This is a genomic window from Devosia sp. UYZn731 (assembly GCF_040546795.1).
Classification (GTDB): Bacteria; Pseudomonadota; Alphaproteobacteria; order Rhizobiales; family Devosiaceae; genus Devosia.
The window spans coordinates 408,124-425,889 of sequence record NZ_JBEPOL010000006.1 but is presented as its reverse complement, the minus strand read 5'-3'; the positions used below and the strand labels follow the sequence as shown (position 1 = coordinate 425,889).

The following is a 17,766-nucleotide window of genomic DNA, read 5'->3' as shown; positions in this document are numbered from 1 at the left end:
GCCCGGTTTTGCCCGGGCAACTTCGATTGTGCCGCCCGTCATGGCGTGCGTGAATGACTCATCGGGCCGCCATGAACCTCCCGCGGCGGCACCGAATATGTGAAATCGACGATGTGCTCGCCGGGACCGGAACTGACGTCCTGACCCGAGGCCACCGAGGCGCCATCGAGCACTGCGTCGCGGTATTCCGAACGCAGGCGCAGCGTGGCGGTGGCGCCGGCCGGCACCACGAAGCGGTAGCGGATACGGTCGCCATCGACGGTCCAGCCCGCCTCGATCCGCCCATTGGGGCTATCGTGATGGGCCGCCACCGGCGACAGACCATCGAGGATGGTCGGCTCGAAGACGATGTGGGCAAAGCCCGGAGCCGCCGCATCGGGACGGAACCCGGCCACGCCCTCGAGCAGCCACTGGCATACGGCGCCATAGGCGTAGTGATTGTAGGAATTCATCTGCGGATTGTAGATCGAGCCGTCTTCCTGGATGGCGTCCCAACGCTCCCAGATCGTGGTCGCGCCCTTGCGGACCTGATAGAGCCAGCCCGGCACGTTTTCCTGCAGGAACACTTCGGCGGCGAGGCCGATTTCACCTATCTGCACCAGAGCCGGCAGCAGCGCCGGGGTGCCGATAAAGCCGGTGCCGATACGGCCGTCGGTGCGGTCGATGGCGTTCCTGAAATAGGCCTTGGCGGCGTCCTGGCTCTCTTGCGGGATCAGCCCATGCACGAAGGCCAGCGCATAGGAGGTCTGGTCGTCGCCGGCCACGCGCCCCTTGGGAGTAATGAACTCACCGGCGAACGCCGCCTTCACCTTGCCGGCGATATCGGCCATGCGGGACGCCGTGGCCTCGTCGCCGACGATGCCGGCAATCTGGGCGACCATGCTGGAAGTCTTGAACAGGTAGATGGTCGCCGCCGCATCATCGCTGATGGTGGGCAGCGGCTTGGCCGAGGGCCCGCTGGGCTGCAGCCAATCGCCGAAGGTGAAGCCACGACCGCCCCAGGCGCGCGGCGGCTTGACGATGGGGCCATTGCTGATCGACCAGACGAAGTCGACCCACTTGACCATGGCGGGCAGGGTTTCGGCGAGGAAAGCGGTGTCGCCATAGTGCAGGTAGACCTGCCACGGCACCATGGCGATGGCATCGCCCCAGCCGGTCGAGCCGTAAAAGCCCGGATAATCCTTAGGCTTTAGCCGGGTGGGATCGGGCACGACGTGGGGAACCGCGCCATCTTCGCGCTGGTCGGCCATCACATCGCGGATCCACTTGCGAAAGAAGCCCTGCACCTCGCCCAGATAGCAGGCCGTGCCGGCAAACACCTGTGCGTCGCCGGTCCAGCCCAGGCGCTCGTCGCGCTGCGGGCAATCGGTGGGCACTTCGATGAAGTTGGCGCGCTGCGACCAGACGGTATTGAGGAACAGGCGGTTGACCAGCGCATTGCCCGAGGTGAACCCGGCCTTCAGCTCATGCACCGAGCTGATCGGCACCGAGACGATATCGACCAGTTCGGCCTGCCCCTCGATGGTCACGCGGGCATAGCGGAAGCCCTGGAAGGTGAAGGTGGGGCGATAGGTTTCGTCGCCCTTGCCGCTCAGCGTATATTCGAGGCGGGCGGCGGCAGTGCGCAGGTTGCCGTTGTAAAACTGGCCGTCCTTGTCGAGGATTTCGGCGTGCTCGACGATGACGCGCGCACCGGCATGGCCGCGCACCGTGAAGGCCACATAGCCCCCGCTGTTCTGGCCAAAGTCATAGACCCGGCGGCCTGCATCGTCGGTGTGATTGGCGACCGGCTCCAGCGCCGCAAGCTCACGCACCGGCGGCGCCTCATATTCCACCAGTCGCGCCTGATCGAACGGCACCACTTCGCTGCCGGCTGTCACGGTCGGGGTGAAACCGGCATCGTAAATTTCGCCGAAATAGATGCCCGACTTGCGGATCGGCAGTTCGCCGCTCTGCCAGGTGGCATCGGTGGACAATAGCAGCTTGCCGTCGCCCCCGCGCAGCTCGGCAATCGCCGCAATGGTATCGCCCCAGGTATTATAGATCGGCGCCTCGCCCCACATCATCTGCGAGCGGAACCAGCCATCGGCCAGCAAGATATCGATGACGTTATCGCCAGCCTGCAGCAGTGCGCCGACATCGTAGGTCTGGTAGGACAGGCGCTGGTCATAGGCGGTCCAGCCGGGCGTCAGCAGGTCATTGCCGACGCGCTGGCCGTTGATGAAAGCCCGGTACAGTCCCTGCGCGCTGATGGTCAGCACGGCATTGCCGGCGCCCTCGACGGCAAAGCTCTTGCGCAGGAACGATGCCGGCGTCTCAACGCCTGCGTCAGACAGGGGGCGGACCATCTGCGCCGTCCAGTTGACCTTTGGACGTGCGGACAGGGCTGTTGCGGCCCGGATGGGCGACGCGTCATTCATCAGAAATCCTCCCAGAGCGGACGAGCCGTTAGCCGGCTTCTCCTGCGACACCCATAACGGGTGCATGTCATTGCGCGTGTATCGTTCTACGTGTATCGTTCTACACAATCTAAGCACGGGACCAAATTCGCCACAAGAGAAAAAATACGGGCGGCGAAATGTGGGAATCGACCACGAATGCAACCCCTGCTAACTGTGACGTCCGGAGGACAGACGGGAACATGGCGCCGAGAAAAAAGAGCGAGCGGGTCACGATTCGTACCGTGGCCGAGGATGCCGGCGTGTCGGTCGCCGCGGTCTCCAAAGTCCTGCGCGACGCCTATGGGGTCAGCGATGCAATGCGCCTCAAGGTGCGCCAGTCCATGGACAAGCTCAGCTATCGCCCGCACTCGGCGGCTCGGGGCATGCGGGGCCAGACCTATACGGTCGGCGTGCTGATGGCCGATATGAAAAATCCGTTCTTTCCCGATCTCATCGACGGCATCGATGATGGGCTCGCCGGGACACAATACCTGCCGCTGTTTGGCGTCGGCCGGGGGTCGTCCTCGGTGGAACGCGCCATCGTGCACGCCATGGTGGATCGGCAGATCGATGGCCTGATCATGATCGGCCAGCGCATGGCGACCGGCGATCTAGAAGGCATCGCCAGCGAAGTTCCGATCGTCGTCATCGGCCACCATGCGCCCGATGCTCAGTCGTTCGACTCAGCCAACAACGATGACGTGCGGGGCGGGGCAATCGTTGCGGAACACATGCTGGCGCAGGGCTACCGGCGACCGGCGATGATCACGCTGGGACGGAACGACCTGATGTCGGCGGACGTGTCGCAAAAGCGCGAACGGGGCTTTGCCGATGCCCTGCGGGGCGTGGGCTTTGCCGAGCACGAGATCCGCATTGCCTCGGCCGATGACGGGCTGGACGATGTGACGGCGACGGTTCGCGCCCTGCTGGAAAGCCCGGAGCCGCCCGACGCCATCTTCGGCTGGGCCGATTATTATGCGCTCGAAGTGCTCAGCGCCGTGCGCGCCCTGGGTTTCCGCGTGCCCGACGATATCGGCATCATCGGCTACGACAATGCAGCGCCCTGCGCCTTTACCCAGAACAACCTGACCAGCGTCGACCAGTTTGGCCGCGAAATCGGCCGGCAGGCGACGCGGCTTTTGATCGAGCGCATCAAGGGCCGCACGCAGGCCGAGCATTTTGTGGTGACGCCCCGCCTCGTGGCGCGCGGCAGTTCGATGGCGCCGCGTGTCAAGGCGGGTGACACCCCGCCCTCGCCTAGCGATCAACCCGATGGGGCGCATAAATAAAATAGCTGAAGTCGGCGGGCGTGGCCGCGCCGTTGAGGTCATTGGCCGCGACCCCGACGAAAGCCCCCGTAAAGCTGCCGTCGACGCCATATGCGCCACCCTCGTCGGACAGGAGCGAGGCGTCGAGCTGGGGGCCCACCGGAACGAGATCGCCGTCGACTCCAAGGCCGTAGGAGAATTGCAGCCTTCCATTGCGGATCGATAGCGCCAGACGAACAGGACCCGCCTGGGGCAGCCGGACCGGTTCGGCCGGAAAGCGCAGATTGCCATCGGGGAAACTGCTTTCCGAACTCATGACCAGCAGTTCGTGGTTGCCGTCTGCATCGGCGGTGACCGCGAGATAATAGAAATTGTAGCGCTGGTAGTAGGCCACGAGACCGGCCATCACCCGCTCGTCGGTCGGCGACACATCGACCAGGGTTTCGGCGTCGTACTCGAAATGGGTCTGGCGCCGGGCGACCAGCGCCTGCTCGAACCATGAGCCGATCGATTCACGCCCGAACAGGCGCAGCCGGCCTTCGGCGACGACGAATATCCGCTCCGGCGCCGGCGTCCTCAGCCATTGGAAATCGGATGGCAGGCCGGCATCGAAATCGTAGCGTCGCGGCGCCCAGAACAGGGCGTCGTCGCGGACGCCAGGCAGATCGACCACGAGCTGCGGCAAGACCCCGCCGCCCTTGAGCCAGAGCCAGTCGTCACGCCATTCGACTTCCTGGATAGTGGTCTCGCGACCCAGCACGCAACGCCGTTTCTGGGTGATGGGCCGCCCGGCCAGGTGGACAATGTAGTGACGGCCATCGGGGGTCTCTACCCAATCGCCATGCCCGGTGCGCTGCAGGGGATGGAGCGGGGCATCCTTGGCGGTGAAGATATGTTTTTGCGGATGAGTCTCGTAAGGACCGTCGATCTGTCGCGACCGCGCCAGCGACACCGCATGATCGTAGCCGGTGCCGCCTTCGGCGGTCAGCAGATAGTACCAGCCGTTGCGCTTGTAGAGATGGGGGCCCTCGGTCAGTCCCAGCTCCGTGCCGTGCCAGATCGTCTTCATCGGTCCTACGAGGACCTGCGCTATCGGATCGTATTCCTGCAGGCGGATGCCGGCGAACATGTTGGGCCGGCTGCGGTGATCCCACAGCATGTTGACGAACCATTTGCGGCCGTCATCGTCGTGGAACAGGCTGGGGTCGAAGCCGGAGGAATTGATGTGGACCGGATCGGACCACGTCCCGTCGATCTTGTCGGCCCAGACGATATAGTTATGCGTGTCCTTGAACGAGCCGTCCTTGCGCTTGACGTCGGTATAGACCAGCCAGAACTTTCTCCCGTCATGGCTGAGGCAGGGCGCCCACACGCCGCAGCTATCGGGGTTGCCGCGCATGTCGAGCTGGCTCTTGCGGTTGAGGGGCCGCGTCAGTAGCGTCCAGTTCGCCAGGTCGCGGCTGTGATGGATCTGCACGCCCGGATACCATTCGAAGGTGGAGGTGGCGATGTAATAGTCATCGCCGACACGCAGGATGGACGGGTCGGGATTGAAGCCCGGCAGGATAGGATTGGTGACCAGTGGCATGGGGGTCCTCAGGCTGTCACGAGGCGATTGGGGCGAGACTGCGGGTCCGCATCGGGCCCAGAGTCATGGCTCGACCTGGACCTTGATGACGCCATCCTTGCCGATGGCGCGATCCATGGCGGCCGCCATCTCGTCGAGCGGCATCACCGCGTTGACCAACGGACTGACATCGACGCGGCCCGAGGCCATCAAATCCAGAGCGATGCCGAAGACATTGGCGAAGCGGAACGAGCCCACATAGCTCAGTTCACGCGCCATGATGGTGTTGAGCGGGGCGGTGACCTTGGCCGGGAGCGTGCCGATCTGCACGATGGTTCCGCCACGCCGCGCCAGCGCGATGGCGAGCGAAACCGCCGGCGGCGCGCCAGAGGCTTCCAACACCACGTGGAAGCCGCCTGGGACCAAGCCCAAGCCCTGTCCGACCGCGTCGGGGTCTGCCGCGTCGAGACTGGCGTCGGCGCCGAGTTGGACCGCCAGGTCCCGCGGAAAGGCGGCGATATCGGCCAGCACCACCGTGGAGGCGCCGAATGCCCGTGCCGCCAGCGCCGTCAACTGCCCGATGGCGCCACCGCCGGTGACGAGCACGCTTTTGCCGGCTACGCCGCCGGAGCGCATCACCGCATGGACGGCGACCGACAAGGGTTCGGTCATTGCGGCTTGCGCCCAACCGATCCCATCGGGCAGGACATGACAATTGGCCGCCGGGGCGAGCACATATTCGGCAAAGCCGCCATCGACATGGGGATCGGCGCTGGCCGAGCCGTAAAAACGCATGTTGATGCAGAGGTTGTAGCGTCCTTCGCGACAGAACGCGCAGGCGCCGCAGGGGATGGACGGGTCAACCGCAACGCGCCTGCCGCCGAGTGCCGCATCGACGCCGGGGCCGAGTTCGGCCACCTCGCCGGCAATCTCATGCCCCAGGATGAAGGGGCGCTTGGGCACGAAGCTGCCAACGCGGCCATGCACGAAATAGTGGATGTCCGAGCCGCAGATACCTGCCCGCCTTACCCGCACCAGAACCTCGCCGGGGCCCGGTATCGGGGTGGGGACCAGTTCGGCGCGAAGGTCCCGCTGGCCGTGAAGGACGAAGGCTTTCATAGGTCTACTTTCGGTTCAAATTGCCGCCTGCGCGCTGGCGGGACGCAGAGTATTGCCATCGGCGCCAAACAGGTGCAGCCGGCTTTGCGGCGCGCGGAGCGCTACAGTATCGCCCTGCCGCAAGGCGCTGTCGCCCGGCAATTTGACGATGAGCGGTTCGGCGCCGCCGACATCTACATAGGCAATGGCCAGCTCCCCTAGATTCTCGATGATGGATGCCGAGCCACGCACCAACGCCGAGCCGGTGGTCAGCACCAGATCCTCGGGCCGTACGCCGAGCATCAGCGCGCCGGATGGCTGAAAGGCAAATGGGAGAGCCACCGGATCGCCCGAGCTGGACTTGACCTGGCCGCCCGCAGCGGGGGTAACCGCGACGAAATTCATCGCCGGGGAACCGATGAAGCCGGCGACAAACTGGTTGGCCGGATTGTGATAAAGCTCCAGCGGGGTGCCGACCTGCTCGATCTGGCCGGCGCGCATCACCACGATACGATCCGCCAGCGTCATGGCCTCGACTTGGTCGTGTGTGACGTAAATCATCGTCGTTTCGGGCATGGACTGCTTGAGCCGGGCGATTTCGATACGGGTCGCCACGCGCAGAGCGGCGTCGAGATTGCTGAGCGGCTCGTCGAACAGGAACACCTTGGGATCGCGGGTGATGGCGCGGCCGATGGCGACGCGCTGGCGCTGGCCGCCCGAAAGCTGCTTGGGCAGGCGCTCGAGCAGCGGGGTGAGTTGCAGCATATCGGCGGCGGCATTCACGCGGCGGTCGATCTCGGCCTTGGGTGCCTTGGCCATGCGCATGCCGAAGCTCATATTGTCGCGCACGCTCATATGGGGATAGAGCGCGTAGGACTGGAACACCATGGCGATGGCGCGATCGGCCGGCGGCATGTCGTTGACCACCTGCCCGCCAATGGAAATTGTGCCCGCGGTGATCTCTTCGAGGCCCGCGATCATGCGCAGCAGCGTCGATTTTCCGCAGCCGGACGGGCCAACGAAGACCACGAACTCACCCGACTGGATCGAAAGATCGATGCCTTTGAGCACCGGCACGGTGCCGTAGGATTTATTGAGGCCGGAAATCTGCAGGTCGGACATTGCGGCCACCATCGCCAAATAAACTGATATATCGGTATATTGCTATATCGGTAGTGTCAATGTTCTCCGCGCCGGATAGAGTGACGCATCTGATCCATCTGTTCGAGACCGCCCATGCCAAGGCCGAGACTGAGCGCTGCCACCGACATAGCGAGCTCAATCAGCTTCTCGGTTGCCGATATCAACCAGGCGCTGCCCAAGACTGCGCAGGTCTATGAGCTGGTGCGGCGGGCGATCGTGTCGCTGGACATGCCGCCCGGCATGGCGATCAACGAAAAGAAAATCTGCGAGGAGCTGCAGATTTCGCGCACGCCGCTGCGCGAGGCCATCCTGCAACTGCATGCCGAAAACCTGGTCGACGTGCGTCCCAATGCGGGCACTTTCGTCGCCCCGATCGACCTGCGCTACGTGCTGGAAGGCCAGTTGGTGCGCGACGCACTCGAGATGAAGGTCGTGCGGTTTGCGGCGCGGCGCGTCGACAAGCAATTCCTCGCGCGCCTCGATCTCAACATGCATCAACAGCGTACGCTGGCCCAAGAACGGGACTATGACCGGTTCTACGAGCAGGACGAGGCCATGCATCAACTCATCTGCGAGCATGGGGCGTCCCAGCGCATCTGGCGGCTGGTGACCGGTGCCAAGGCGCAGCTCGACCGGGTTCGCCGGTTGCAGATGCCCGAGCCCAATCACATGACCATTGTGCTGGCCGAGCATGGAGCCATCGTGGAAGGGATCCGCGCCGGGGATGAGTACGGCGCCGCGCAGGCGATGAAGATCCACCTCGACCGCGTGTTCCTCACCATCCGTCATCTCATGGCGGAACGGGCCGAACTGTTTGCCCCAGAGATGGGCCCCTTGCTGGAAGAGTTCGAGCGCTTTTCCGCTTAGTGGAGCAGGTCGGCGGAGCGGGTGGAGGTCCGCGCCGCCGACTCTGCTAACGTCGCGGCCGGAAGCTCACGGCGACCGGGACCGTCGCCGATAGTTCCACCCAGACGATAAGGTCGCTGCGCTCGGCGCTATGCCGCCAGCCGACGCGCAGATTTTCGCCCTCGGGCCGCACTTGGCCATCGATCACCATCTCCGTGGCGCCCGCCGCCCAGCCTTGCAGCACGAAGGCCGGGTTGATGACGGGCGATGCTTCGCTGGCCTGCAGCGTGAAGGACAATTCTGCAGAGCCGGACAGCAGGTAGGCCTTCTCCAGCGGATCGAAAGCTGCGCTCGCGCCTTCGCTCAGGCCGTTGATCGGCGCGGGCGACAGCCAGGCGGCGGCCAGCGGGACCAGGTCCTCGGCCTTCCGGGTCGTCAGGCCATGCAGCATGACGCGCTGCCGCGAGGTGGGCGTGACCTTGTAGTCGGCCCATTCGGACCCGGTCAGTACCGAGGAATGCGAGGCCCGGTCGGCCGCCACGGCACGCCGTCCATCCGAGGGAATATCGCTGGTCGGCCAATGATTCCACCAGGGGAAGCTCTGACCCTCGCTCAGCGTCTCGTGATAATAGGGCGGGAATAGCGGCCCCGGCTGCGCGCCATCATCACGCGTCAGGCACGGCGCGTCCGACACGATCATGTAGGGCCGCTGCGCCGACTTGGTGTTGATCATCGCGATATTGGCGCGGGCCGGCTCCGGCAGATGGCGCGGTCGCCCGTTGGCCCAGGAGTAGGTGTGCGACTGCCCCACCATGTTGGCCAGGGTCACGGGTTCGATTTCCAGCACATCCTCGGGGCGCTGGCCGGGGCCGAGCACAACAATGGATTCCTGGAATTCGTGCGACTCCATCGGCTGGGTGGAATGCAGCGTGATCGAGCGCGTGGCCGAGCCGTCCGGGTAGATGGTGTAGACTTCGTCGGAGAAATCGCTCCAGCCGCTGACCAGATCCTTACGCGGGCGCACGTCGAGCACGTCGACCAGCGCGTAGCGCCAATGCACCACCACGCGGGCATCATGGCTCTCGATGATGCGCACATGGGAATAGGCGCAGTGCTTGTCCGACATCGGCTCGGCGCAACCGGTGGCGCCATTGCCCCAGGTTTCGTTGAACTCGTTGGTGTACCAGATGCCGTCGCCGCTGACCCAGCAGGGGATGTAATTGGTGCCGCGCCAGAACACGACGCGATAGTCGGCCTTATCGAAGCGCACGAGGACGTCGGGATGCTCGCCGACCCGCCAGCGGCGATCCCAGCCATCGTAGTATTTGAGGTGTTCGTAAGTCGCGCCGAAGCGGCCGGCGCCAGCGGGACCGGTAGGCAGGCGCCGCGGCGCGATGTCGGCCCTGCCCTCAACTTTTGCGGTTGTGGCAGGCGCGGGGCCGGAACCGACCGCTATGCCCTCGATGAGGCCGTCAAAATAGACGGTGATCGGCAGATGCGCATAGGGGCGGATCGGGCCGGTGGGGATGATCTCATGCCGTGTGCGGCCGATCAGAGCTTGGGCGGCTTCGGATGGACGGTAACGCCCGGAAATGCTGGTGCGGCCGATCTCGACACCATCGAGCGTGATGGAGAGCGCGACTTCCGGCTCGAAGGCGAAGACCAAGCGATGCCACTGGTGCAGGTTCAGTGCGGTTTCGCCATTGACCACATGTAGGCCCGAAAGGGTGACGAGCGCAAAGCGCGGCCGGCCACGGTCATCGATGCCGACGCTGAAGCCGGATTCGCCGCCATCGCGCTCGAGGGTCAGCACGTCAAGGATGGGACAGACATTCCAAGGGTAGGCCGCGAGGGCGACGTTGGCCGCTACGTGGAAAGCGCCGGGCAATGCGCCCGGGGGCGGCGCCGCCACATAGGCCGAGAAGCCGTCAAAGTTGAGCGCTGCGGCAGTGTCGAGCCCGGCGGCCGGAACGGCGTGGCCGTGGCGGACGAAATCGGGCTGTTCGGCGGCGGCGCTCCAGCGGAACGCCATGTCCGAAGGTGTGGTCTGAGGCATGAAAAGTCCTTGGATTAGCAGATCACGCCTTGAGGGCGCCTTCGATCAGGCCGTTCTGGATTTGGCGACGGAAGATCAGGAAAATGACGAGCGGGGGGCCGGTGGCGATGATGAGCGCCGCGACCTTGAGGTTCATTAGCGCCGCGTGGCTGCCCTGGAAGGCCATCATGCCCAGCGTCACGGTGCGCAGCGACTGGTCGTTGAGGTAGATCAGCGGCCACATGAAATCGTTGAAGATCCAGATAAAGTAGACGATGCCCACAGTGGCCATGGCGGGCTTGGCCAGCGGCAGCATGATGCGGATGAAGATGTTCCACTCCGACACGCCCTCGACGCGCGCGGCTTCCGCCAATTCCTTGGGGATGCCGCTGAAATAGGCGCGGAAAAAGAAGATGGCGAAGGGCACCCAGGCGAAATAGGTGAGGATCACCGCCGCATAGGTGTTGATGAGCCCGAGTGTCGCCATCAGCTTGAAGCTTGGCACCATGATGACCTGGGGCGGGATCATCATGCCGGCCAGGAAATAGATGAATAGCGCTTCCTTGGCGCGAAACTCGAAGTGAGCCAGCGCATAGCCGGCCGCACTGCAGAAGGCCAGCAGCCCCGCCACCGCCACCACGGTGATGCCGAGCGAATTGAGATAGAGCCTGGTGAAGTCGCCCTGCACCCAGGCATCGACAAACACCCAGAAATTAGGCGTTGCGGGCAGCGAGAACGGGGACTGGTTGATTTCGCCAGTAGTCTTGAGCGCCGTCGATACCATCCACAGGAAGGGCAGAACCACAGACGCCGCCAGGGCAACCAGCAGGATATAGGCGAAGACGCGGACGAGGAGCGGCAGGGATTTGAACATGATCAGGCCCTCTGTCCGCGCCCGCTCAAAGCAAGCTGAAGGCCGCTGACGCAGAGAATGATGACGAACAGCATCATGGCGATCGCCGTGCCATAGCCGGGATTCCCCTTGAGGAAGGCCTGGCTGTACATGAAGACGCTCAGCACCTCGGAGCCGTGGAAGGGGCCGCCATTGGTCATGACAATGACGAGGTCAAACAGCAGGAAGGCGTTGGTGGTGACCAGCACGATGACCACGGTCAGCACCGGCCGCATCAGCGGCAGGGTGATATGGCGGGTGATGTTCCACGGGCTGGCGCCGTCGATGCGCGCCGCCTCGATATAGTCATTGGGGATGGTCTGCAGGCCGGCCAGCAGCAGCAGGATGGCAAAGCCCAGCTCGCGCCAGATATAGACCAGCATCACCATGGGCAGGGCCGTGCTCTTGTCGCCCAGCCATTGATGTTGCTCGACGCCTGGCACGCCCATGGCGGCCAGTGCCGGACCGACCAACCCCACTGTCGGGCTCAGCATCTGGGTGAACAGCAGCCCGATGACGACGCTCGAGAGCACGATGGGGATGAAGAAGATGGTCGAAAATATCGAGTGCCCGCGCGGCTTGGCATTGAGGATGAGCGCGTAGGTCATGCCCAGGATGATGATCGAGCTCAGCACCACGGCAACGAACAGCAGGTTGTTGCGCAGCGCGTTCCAGAACCAGCGATCGTCGAAAAGTTGCAGGTAATTGGCCAGTCCAACCCAGCGGATCGAGCCCAGGCTGATGCCATTCCACTGCGTGAAGCTGGACAGGAGTGCGATCAGCGCCGGGGCGATCCAGAACACGGTGTAAAAGACAAAGGCCGGTAGCAGCAGCCAGATGTGAAAATTGGTCCGGCCAGGGCGCGCCACGGCACTCTCCTATCAGGCGGGGGGCGGCGACCGCTGAGGCGGCCGCCGTCGTCAAGCTTACCAGCCGCGCTCGGCGCGCAGGTCGGTGACGCATTTCTGGTGCATGTCGCCAGCTTCCTGGGGCGACAGATCGCCAGTCAGGATCGCCACGTTAGCCTCGTTGACGTTTTCCTGCATGCATTTGACGTCCTCTATCATGTCGAGGAACGGCGAGGCATTCTGGGCATTGTCGAGCAGGCCGGCAATCTGGCGCAGCATGGGGTCCATGGTCCAGCCCGAGCTGTCATATTGGTAGGGGCTGAGATCGAAATTCTCCTCCACATAGAGCTTCTGGACGGGCTCGCTGGTCAGGAATTCGAGGAACTTCTTGGCCGCCTCGGCATCCTTGGTGGTGGTGGGGATGGTGAATAGCAGCGAATTGGTGACGATCGCGGTCGGCTCTGGGCTATCGGCCACCGGCGGGAATAGCGTCAGGGCGACGTTTTGCGCGCCATTGGCCTTGGCCATGCCGACGCCCCAGCTGCCGGTGGAGTAGAACGGCGCCCGGCCGGCGAAAAACAAGCCCGCCGCCGTGTCGTTGTCGTCCGACAGATAGCCGGGGGTGAAGTAGCCGGCATCGGCGACGGCCTTGTAGACTTCCCAGGCATGGACGACCTTGGGATCGCTCCACTTGAGAGCCGACGTGATCGAGGGGTCGAGCGTTTGCAGACCGATATGGTCATATTCGTCCTTGGTCAGGATGCCGTGCAGGATGTGGTTGAAGTAGTGGTTGCCGGTCCACTGGTCGCGGTCGCCGAAGGCGATGGGCGTGATGCCGGCATCGAGGAACTTCTGGCTGGCCGCCATGAAGCCTTCCCAGGTGGACAGCGAGGCGGGATCGATGCCCTGCTCTTTCAACATGACGGGATTGTAGTAGAGCACGTTGCCGACCTTGAGGCCCCAGAGCACGCCATAAGACTTGCCGTCATACTGGTACATGGTCTCAAGACCCGGACGCAGCTTTTGCTCGATGGGCTTGACGAAGTCGGTGAGGTCCATGAGCTGGCCCGACTGGGCATATTGAAACGCGTTGGAGCCGGCATTGACCTCGGCGATATCGGGCGGCGTGCCACCCGCAAAGGCGGTGCGCAATGCGGTCTCATAGGCGGTGTTCTCGAACGAGGTGTGCTTGACGACGATGCCCGGATTGGCGGCGTTGAACATCTCGACGGCTTTATTGAGCACGGTGGACTCGGGCGGAGCCGACAGCTCCGACCACAGATTGAGCGTGACGGTCTGGGCCATTGCGCCGCCCTGGGCGATCAGCAAGGCCACCCCGGCCAGGGCCAACATACGCAGACTACGAAACTTTGACATGACGGATCGATCCTCCCTTGGACAGGTATTTGGTCCGTGACCTAAATACTGATATATCGGTATATCGGAAAGATGGAGCCGTCAAGACAGCCGCACATCCTCCCTTTCGGCATGATATTTCTGATGCAAATCGCATCACATGCTGCCGCAAGGACAAGGGGCGACGTGGCTCAATCCGCGTCGACCGCGGCGACTGAACCGGGACTGAATGGGCTGCCGGCACACCATTCAACCGCGCCACGATAGGGGACCTTCGGCAAGCGCGGGATGCGCGCCCGGCCTGGGCCGGAACGAACGAACTCCCCGTCAGGATTGATATGCGCCGCCCGTTTCATTCGCCATTGCAGTCGCTGGTTTCGGTGGGCTGGCTTTTGCTCGGCGGCGCGTCCGTCGCGGCCGAGTGCCCGCTCGACCACGGCATCTATACCGAGGCCAGTTCGGGGGCGGTCCTGGCATTCCATCCCAAGACTGCCGAGCATGGCATCATGACCTCCGGCGTGTTCGAGTTGAGGCTTCCCAACCTCAAGCAGGGCTTTGCCGGCGAGATCACCTGGACTGCCGGGCGAAATTCACGGCCCTATGGTTTCATTGACAAGACATGCGCGGAGCCGACGACCGCTGAAAACCCCGGGGCCTGCCGGCTATGGTATGGCACTGTCTATTCCGTGGGCAATGGTACTGTCGGCCTCATCGACGACGATGAGATGATGGCCCCACGGGCGCTTCTGCTGGCCGATTTCGGCCACGCGCTGCTTTGGGACACGGCATTTCTTGCGGCCAATCCGCGGGCTCTGGCCATGGACCTCTTTGCGCTGAGCGGTTGCTCGCCGGGCCAGCCCTAGGCCCCGAAGGCGTTGCGGACAGTTGGATTGTCGGCAGGTTCCGGCAAGCGGTCGAGGCCCGCGGCATCGGCTGCCTCGGCTGCCTGCTGTTCGGTCCATCGGGCGCCTTCCTCCAACAAGCCGCGCAGGCGATCGGGCGAAAGGCGCCGCGTGAGCTCCGCGGTCAAACGCTGGTTGACGATCTGCTCCGTCAGCTCCCGGCTTGCGGTGCCTCGCGCGTAAAACGCGTCCACAAAACCCAGAAGGCGGGCCGCCAGATCGGGATCGCTACCCAAGGCCGCCACCAGCGCCATGTCTTCGGCGGCACGCACAATTGCGGCGGACCAACCAAGGGCCCTGGCTCCCGCCAGGCTCTCACGCGCTGCCTGACAAGCCTGCTCAGTGCTACCGGCAACCAGCAGGTAAGCCGCCAGATTGCCGAAGCCCAGGGTTGCCTGACGACGGTTGTGGCCCCGACCGCCCAACATGCGCCGAATACCGTCAATGGCGTTCTCGATATCGCCGGCACCGAAATCCAGTTCCGCCAACGCTATCTGCGCACTGGCGGCGCCTCTGGTGTCGCCAACGCTGCCGCACACCGCCATGGACCGGCCAATCAGGGTGCGCGCCGTGGCGAAGTCGCCGCCCAGATAGGCGGCCACGCCGGTGGACCGCAGGCAGTTGGCCAGGGGTTTGGTTGGCCCAAGCGGCTCCAGGATCGCCAGTGCATCCTGGAGGTAGGGGATCGATTTGCCGATTGTCTCCAGCGTCAGCAGCGTAGCGCCAGCCCGCACCAAGGCCTCCCCCAGGTCAAGGGGACGGTTTGCGGAGCGGAACAACTGGACCGCTTGATCGGCAAACAAAAAGCCGGAATTGTCGCCATGGGCGCTGTTGGAGGTTCTGGCCAGGCAGAGGCGTGCGGCAATCACCGGAGGGGTATTTTCATCCTGATTTGCCATCGCGGTTTCGCTCCAGCGACCGCGCTCGCGGAACAGCGAGAGTTCATCCCAAAGGCGAATGCTGTAGCTGGCGAGTTCCACGCCGAGGACGACATCTCCTCCAGGACCGAAGGACCATTCAAGCGAGGCCCGCAAATTGTCCACTTCGGGTTCATACCGGGCCAGCCAGGTCACTGTTGGCATGGCGGGCCAGCTCTCGCCTGCCTCGCTCAGGCGGCGAATGAGGTACTCGGCGAGTTCTCGCTGCCGAGCCGGCTCACCGATTTCGCGCAGCTTCTCCATCGCGTAACCGCGCGTCGTCTCCAGGAGCCGATAGCGCGGCTCGGCCTCGGACAGGTCCGCAGTCAGTAGCGACTTCTCCACGAGCGACGACAGCAGGTCGAACACGGCATGTTCGGACACCGGATCGCCACTCGTCACTTGTGTGGCTGACGCCAGCGTGCACCCCCCCGCGAAAACCGAAAGCCGGCGCAGAAGCGTCTGTTCGTCCGCGCCAAGCAGGTTGTAGCTCCAGTCAAGCATGGTTCGCAGGGTCTGGTGATGGGGCGGCGCCGCCCGAGCCCCGCCGCGCAGGGTCAGAAAGGACTCGCTGAGGTTGGCGGCCAGCCAATCGGCGCGCATCATCTTGAGACGGCCGACCGCCAGCTCGATGGCCAGCGGGATGCCGTCGACCTGCTTGCAGATGCTTGCGACAGCCGGCGCCGTTACCTCATCAAGCGCGAAGCCCTCGACAATGGCAGCGGCGCGCTCCACGAACAGTTGCACGGCCGCGTAGGCGAGCGCCGCAGCCGGCGTTATGGCCTCGGTGCGGGACGGAAAAGCCAGGCTTGGCACGCGATAGAGGCTTTCGCCGACAACCGACAGGCTTTCACGACTGGTGGCAAGGATCGAGATCGACGGGCAAGCCCGTAGCAGCGCCTCCGCCAGATGGGCGGACGCGGCCACCAGGTGCTCGCAGTTGTCCAGGATTAGCAGCGCCTCTTTCTGGCTGAGATAGGCGATGGCGCTTTCGAGGGCGGGCCGATCCGCCGCGAGGGGCACCCCCAATGCTCCGCACAGTGCCTCGCCAACCAGTTGAGGATCGGCAATCGAGGCCAGTTCGACCAGCCAGACCCCGTCCGCATAGGTGCCAATGAGCCGAAGGCCCGCGTCGATGGCGATGCGCGTCTTGCCCGCACCGCCCGATCCGGTAAGCGTGACCAACTTGTATCGGCGCAGGCGAGAAAGCACTTCGCTCGATTCACTGTCCCGCCCCACGAGGGAGGTCATCTGCCGGGGAAGGTTGTGCGCCCGGTGCGGCCGGCCGAGGAATTGATCCTGCAGCAAAGGCGATAAATTGCTCAGGTCGTTCGGGGCCGGCTCCGCGGCGATCCGCATCAACGCCTTCGTCTCGGCCGCCGGTTCGACCGACAGGTCGCGCGCCAGTATATCCCGGCACCGTCGGTACTGCCGCAGCGCCATGGCGCGCTTGCCCGCGGCCAGATAGGCCCGCATCAGCGCACGGTGCCCCTCCTCGGCCAGCGGATCGATGGCAATCAGGCGCGTCGCAATTGGCTCGGCGCCCGCGTGGTTTCCGGAGCGCGAATAGGCGCCAAGCAGCCATTCGAAGCGCTTGACCGCAATACCGCGAAGTTCGGCGCGGCCGCTGTGTATCCATTCCTCGGTGATGGGATCGCGGACGCTCATTCCCTCAAGGAACTCGCCGCCATATTGGGCGACCGAGAACTCCAACTCTTCAATGGGGCTATCGGCATCAAGACGCAGCAGCGTGGCGACATCGGACTGCACCGCGTTGGGGGCAAATGCCACCTTTTCCCGATCGATCCTGAGGATTTCTCCGGCCTGGTCATCCAGCGCCCGCCGAATGATGGCCAGGGTCTGCCGAAGGCTTTGGTGGGCCTGCGCCTCGCTGCGTTCGCTCCACAGCAAGGCGGCGATCTCCTCCCGGCTGCCACTCTGCCTGGGTCGTAGCGCCAGCCAGGCAAGCAGCAAACGGGCTCTTTTGAGATCAAACTCAACCAGGCGACCATCGCGGTGTCGCGCTTCGAACGGTCCTAGAAGCCTGAGATAGAGGTGGGGGGAACCCATGGCCCGTGTTCGGTTCCTTCTTTGCCAATTTGAGGCTAGCAGAAACAAAAAAAAATCACGAGTAAATCACGACGCAAATCTACCGGCGTGACGGCGTCGTGACGCCAGGGCCCTACGGTGACGAACAATCGCAGCGTCGAACCTCCACGGCGCCAAACTATCGAGGAAGCGGCCTGTTCGCCGCAAACAGCAGCCGCTTCCTCGACTACTTTACGATTGCGGTGAACGCGCCGCGCTGCGACGGCAGTCGCTTGCCTGCTGCAAGAGCCATCAGAGGGGCTCTGGAAGGCCGCAAATACGGGCCTGTCTGGACCAATCCGATCTCGCCGCAAGCACAGAGCTGCGCCTTATCGGCAAGCATGCGGGCCTGACAAGATTACACA

At 64.0% G+C, this 17,766-nt stretch carries 12 protein-coding genes; 3 read left to right on the top strand and 9 right to left on the bottom strand.

Annotated elements, in window-relative coordinates; genetic code table 11:
* Positions 1 to 38: 38 nt before the first annotated feature.
* Entirely contained in the window at positions 39 to 2,420 is a 2,382-nt protein-coding gene (locus tag ABIB57_RS17390) for an alpha-L-rhamnosidase (protein WP_354042413.1), read from the bottom strand.
* Positions 2,421 to 2,641: 221 nt separating this feature from the next.
* Here ABIB57_RS17390 and ABIB57_RS17385 point away from each other — a divergent pair, with 221 nt between their 5' ends.
* The gene (locus tag ABIB57_RS17385; RefSeq protein ID WP_354042411.1) at positions 2,642 to 3,730 is read left to right on the top strand and encodes a LacI family DNA-binding transcriptional regulator; all 1,089 of its coding nucleotides are present in this window, start codon (positions 2,642 to 2,644) and stop codon (positions 3,728 to 3,730) included.
* Here the strand turns inward: ABIB57_RS17385 and ABIB57_RS17380 are convergent.
* The 3 genes from ABIB57_RS17380 to ABIB57_RS17370 all read right to left on the bottom strand — a co-directional run bounded on the left by ABIB57_RS17380 (position 3,699) and on the right by ABIB57_RS17370 (position 7,496).
* Complete coding sequence (locus ABIB57_RS17380) at positions 3,699 to 5,297, bottom strand: glycoside hydrolase family 43 protein (protein WP_354042410.1); 1,599 nt, start codon at positions 5,295 to 5,297, stop codon at positions 3,699 to 3,701. The two genes, ABIB57_RS17385 and ABIB57_RS17380, sit on opposite strands and share 32 nt — an antisense overlap.
* Before the next feature lie 63 nt (positions 5,298 to 5,360).
* Positions 5,361 to 6,395, bottom strand: a complete 1,035-nt coding sequence (locus ABIB57_RS17375; protein WP_354042409.1) for an L-idonate 5-dehydrogenase — start codon at positions 6,393 to 6,395, stop codon at positions 5,361 to 5,363.
* A 15-nt stretch (positions 6,396 to 6,410) separates the two neighbouring features.
* Positions 6,411 to 7,496 (bottom strand): ABC transporter ATP-binding protein, encoded by a 1,086-nt coding sequence (locus ABIB57_RS17370; RefSeq protein WP_354042407.1) that lies wholly within the window; start codon positions 7,494 to 7,496, stop codon positions 6,411 to 6,413.
* A 114-nt stretch (positions 7,497 to 7,610) separates the two neighbouring features.
* On the opposite strand from ABIB57_RS17370, the gene ABIB57_RS17365 reads away from it, so the two are divergent.
* Positions 7,611 to 8,384 carry a GntR family transcriptional regulator gene (locus ABIB57_RS17365; protein ID WP_354042406.1) on the top strand — a complete coding sequence of 258 codons (774 nt, stop codon included), beginning with the start codon at positions 7,611 to 7,613 and terminating at the stop codon, positions 8,382 to 8,384.
* A gap of 46 nt (positions 8,385 to 8,430) precedes the next feature.
* On the opposite strand, the gene ABIB57_RS17360 is transcribed toward ABIB57_RS17365, so the two are convergent.
* The 4 genes from ABIB57_RS17360 to ABIB57_RS17345 are packed head-to-tail and all read right to left on the bottom strand — an operon-like array spanning position 8,431 to position 13,515.
* The gene (locus tag ABIB57_RS17360; RefSeq protein ID WP_354042405.1) at positions 8,431 to 10,419 is read right to left on the bottom strand and encodes a LamG-like jellyroll fold domain-containing protein; all 1,989 of its coding nucleotides are present in this window, start codon (positions 10,417 to 10,419) and stop codon (positions 8,431 to 8,433) included.
* Positions 10,420 to 10,441: 22 nt separating this feature from the next.
* A complete protein-coding gene (locus ABIB57_RS17355) occupies positions 10,442 to 11,272 on the bottom strand; it encodes a carbohydrate ABC transporter permease (protein ID WP_354042404.1) in 831 nt (276 codons plus the stop codon).
* 2 nt (positions 11,273 to 11,274) lie between these two features.
* Positions 11,275 to 12,159 (bottom strand): carbohydrate ABC transporter permease, encoded by an 885-nt coding sequence (locus ABIB57_RS17350; RefSeq protein WP_354042403.1) that lies wholly within the window; start codon positions 12,157 to 12,159, stop codon positions 11,275 to 11,277.
* 57 nt (positions 12,160 to 12,216) lie between these two features.
* Positions 12,217 to 13,515, bottom strand: a complete 1,299-nt coding sequence (locus ABIB57_RS17345; protein WP_354042402.1) for an ABC transporter substrate-binding protein — start codon at positions 13,513 to 13,515, stop codon at positions 12,217 to 12,219.
* Positions 13,516 to 13,832: 317 nt separating this feature from the next.
* Between ABIB57_RS17345 and ABIB57_RS17340 the strand changes: the two genes are divergently transcribed.
* Positions 13,833 to 14,357: a hypothetical protein gene (locus ABIB57_RS17340; RefSeq protein WP_354042401.1), complete on the top strand. Its 525-nt coding sequence runs from the start codon at positions 13,833 to 13,835 to the stop codon at positions 14,355 to 14,357.
* Here the strand turns inward: ABIB57_RS17340 and ABIB57_RS17335 are convergent.
* Complete coding sequence (locus ABIB57_RS17335) at positions 14,354 to 17,431, bottom strand: AfsR/SARP family transcriptional regulator (protein WP_354042400.1); 3,078 nt, start codon at positions 17,429 to 17,431, stop codon at positions 14,354 to 14,356. The two genes, ABIB57_RS17340 and ABIB57_RS17335, sit on opposite strands and share 4 nt — an antisense overlap.
* Positions 17,432 to 17,766 lie beyond the last annotated feature (335 nt).